This is a genomic window from Kistimonas ophiarachnellae (assembly GCF_057552235.1).
Window position 1 is genome coordinate 1 of the sequence record NZ_BAAJPA010000073.1, and the last position, 476, is coordinate 476.

Below are 476 nucleotides of genomic sequence, written 5' to 3' on the forward strand. Positions count from 1 at the left end.
TCACGATGTCATCATCACCAGTAGTCGTTACTTCATCATTGCCCTGACCGGCGATCACGACATTGTTGCCATTGGAAAGGGTGATCACATCACGAGCGCCCTGATTATTCAGCGCACTTTCAGCTGACTGCAGGATATCCGCCGTGTCATAGACCATGACACCGTGGTCACCTATTACGTGATCTTCATTGATACCCGCTGTGATAATGTCGGTTCCGGCACCACCAATAATGCGGTTGAAACCGTTCCCGGCAGTAATGGTGTCATTACTACCGGTAGCATCACTTTCGTCAGTGCTCTTGAGGGTGATCAGGTGACCTTCGGTGAATTCAGCGGAACCGTTGTCGCCGACGATAATATCTGCCCCGGCACCAGCACTGATTTGGTCGCCCGCGTAACCACCAATTATCAGGTTATTGCCTTCTCCTGCGGTGATCTGGTCTGCGCCGCCCAGCGTATGATCCAGGGATTCGACA

General features: G+C 52.3%; 1 protein-coding gene. It reads right to left on the reverse strand.

Annotated features, from left to right (window positions below; translation table 11 throughout):
- A partial coding sequence (locus AC27K1_RS21685) for a calcium-binding protein (RefSeq protein ID WP_487152880.1) occupies positions 1–476 on the reverse strand: 476 nt, incomplete at both ends.